Origin of the sequence: uncultured Tateyamaria sp., from assembly GCF_947504105.1 — a bacterium.
Lineage (GTDB): Bacteria > Pseudomonadota > Alphaproteobacteria > Rhodobacterales > Rhodobacteraceae > Tateyamaria.
This window is the reverse complement of the sequence record NZ_CANNGP010000107.1, coordinates 1-2,810: the sequence shown is the minus strand read 5'-3', so window position 1 is coordinate 2,810 and position 2,810 is coordinate 1. Positions and strand designations below refer to the sequence as shown.

The 2,810-nt window shown below is 54.6% G+C and carries 2 protein-coding genes and 1 pseudogene; all 3 read left to right on the top strand.

Annotated features, from left to right (window positions below; all coding sequences use genetic code 11):
• Positions 1-127 precede the first annotated feature (127 nt).
• Positions 128-1,648: an IS66 family transposase gene (locus Q1A75_RS23590; RefSeq protein WP_299593441.1), complete on the top strand. Its 1,521-nt coding sequence runs from the start codon at positions 128-130 to the stop codon at positions 1,646-1,648.
• Between the two features lie 229 nt (positions 1,649-1,877).
• Positions 1,878-2,012 (top strand): hypothetical protein, encoded by a 135-nt coding sequence (locus Q1A75_RS23585; RefSeq protein WP_299593444.1) that lies wholly within the window; start codon positions 1,878-1,880, stop codon positions 2,010-2,012.
• 29 nt (positions 2,013-2,041) lie between these two features.
• Positions 2,042-2,725, top strand: a pseudogene (gene pabB, locus Q1A75_RS23580) (aminodeoxychorismate synthase component I); the annotation flags it as partial.
• Between the last annotated feature and the right edge of the window lie 85 nt (positions 2,726-2,810).

The window sequence follows — 2,810 nt, the reverse complement described above, 5'->3', positions numbered from 1 at the left end:
AGAATAGCAGCCTAAATGAACCCCTGATCCATCTTAAACCGGCTGCAAATTGGTCGAAAATCTAGGACCACCTCTTAAATACGTGTGTGGGATTCCCGCCAGCCCGTTGTTTTGCTATGGTCTGGCTATGCTGGACGTCGACAAATCTCTGCCGAAGGACCCCGATAAACTGAGACAGTTCACGACCCTTTTGCTGGCCGAGGTGAAGTCACAAGCTGTCTTGATCGAGAAGCTGCGACATCAGTTAGCAGGTCAGCGTCATCATCGGTTTGGATCGTCATCCGAGAGCATTGAACAGCTTCAACTGGCGCTGGAAACAAGCGAGATCGCTGTTGCCAAGATGACGGCAAAGCTGCGTCTTCCTGATGAGGAATCCAAGGATAAACCGAAGCGTCGCCCCATTTCCGATCATATCCCGCGCATGGAAGTCGAGCTGACCACCGGCGACGATGATTGCCCCCAATGTGGTGGCGGATTGCGTCGTTTGGGAGAAGATGTGACCGAAGAACTGGAATATGTGCCTGGACGGTTCATCGTGAACCGCATCGTGCGGCCGCGCTTTGCCTGTTCGGGCTGCGAGGCCTTTACGCAGGCAGCGTTGCCATCGCGTCCCATCGAACGTGGACGCCCCGGTCCGGGACTGCTGGCACATGTGTTGGTCAACAAATATGCCGACCACCTGCCGCTCTATCGTCAAAGTAGCATCTTCGAGCGCGACGGGATCGACATTGACCGTTCAACGTTGGCCGACTGGGTTGGCAAATCCACGGCGTTGTTGGAACCACTGGCGGATGCCATTGGGCGGCATGTTCTGGCCGGGCAAGCTATCTTCGCAGACGATACCCCGGTGAAGATGCTGGCCCCCGGGACCGGCAAAACAGCGACAGCCCGCCTTTGGGCATATGGACGAGACGAGAGGCCATGGGGCAGCAACGTTGCACCCACCAGCTGGTATCAGTTCTCGCCAGACCGCAAAGGGCAGCACCCCAAAGATCATCTCGCAAAATATCAGGGTTGGATGCATGCGGACGGCTATGCCGGGTTCGAAGACCTCTATCGTTCCGGCGACATTCGCGAAGTCGGCTGTATGGCCCACGTCAGGCGCAAGTTCGTCGACATCCACCGCGCCCAAGGTTCTGCGATCGCCGACGAGGCCATCAAGCGCATCGCACAGTTGTATGCGGTCGAGAAAGAGGCCCGTGGATCACCACCAGATCAACGCGCCGATCTCCGACAAGCGCAGGCAAAACCGATCTTCGATGATCTGGAAACATGGCTACACGCCCAACTGCCCAGCATCTCCGGCAAATCGCCACTGGCAGGCGCAATCCGCTATGCCCTGACCCGCATGGCGCGGCTGCGTCCTTACCTCGACCACGGCATCTTGGAGCTGGACAACAACACTGCCGAAAGGGCGGTGCGCTCAGTTGCAATCGGGCGCAAGAATTACCTATTCGTTGGATCACAGACCGGCGGCCGCGCCGCCGCAATCGCCTACACCTTGATCGAAACCGCCAAACTGAACGGCATTGATCCCCAAGCATGGCTCGCAGACACGCTCGCCCGCATTCCAGACTACAAGATCAACCGCGTTGATGATCTCTTGCCGTGGAACGCCCAAGTTCAGGATGATTGGCCGTATGAATGAACAGCACATAAAGAGAAGCAGAACAAATTTTTAGCCGTTTTTATTGGGTTTGACAGTCGGTGCAGCGCTAAGTTGGGCCTTATTTGTCTTCCTCTATAGCCCAACCGACGCTCAATTCCTCAGAACCGCTTACGCGCAGTACTTCAAAGAACTATCCAATTCTGAGTTAGGTCAGCACGGTGCCTTTGACGATTGCAGATTGGTAGATCCCGATCAGCAAGACAAACGAATGAGCATCAAAAAGATCGCCATTTGTGAACTTGCCACTCCTGACGGAGAACGGCGGTCGTTGATGATCGCAATGACGCCAACTGCAAACATCCTGTACACAGACAAAGAGGCCTTCCCGGATCAAACCGAGTAGACCGGACGCTTAAGTCGGCACACTATACGGGAACGCCGCTAGAGCTTTACCAAGCACTGCGGGCGAGACAACCTGTGCCGTACGGCGCTTTCGTAAATCTTGGTGGTCGGAAAATCCTGTCAAGGTCGCCAGAACTCTTCTTTGCAATAGACGAAAACGGGAACTTTCAGACCAAACCAATGAAAGGCACTGCCGCCCGAGGCAAGACACCGCAAGATGACGCGAAGCAAAAGGCATGGCTACATGGTTCCGAGAAGAACCGCGCAGAGAACCTCATGATTGTTGACCTCTTGCGCAACGATATCAGTAAGATTGCCGTGATTGGGAGCGTCAAGGTTCCCAAGATGTTCGAAATCGAAACCTATGACACTCTGCACCAGATGACGTCTCTTGTCGTGGCACAACTTTTGCCAAACAAGACATTGTGCGACATTTTTGAAGCGCTGTTTCCTTGTGGTTCGATCACCGGCGCGCCAAAGATCAGGGCGATGCAAGTGATCCGATCGATGGAGCGTGAAGCACGCGGAGCCTATTGCGGCTCTATCGGATGGATTAGCCCAAACAATGCAATGCAGTTCAACGTCGCGATCAGAACAATAGTTTGCCATGACAACGGGCGTGCGACGCTTAATGTTGGGGGAGGTATCGTCTACGACAGCGATTCAAAGGACGAATATGGAGAAGCACTGCTAAAATCCAGCTACGCTACCTGAGGCGGCAGGCTAGTGTTCCCCGTCTGACATAGGATTCCCATTGTCGGTTCGGAGTGTCATGTTGGGGCATGAGACGAGATGACAT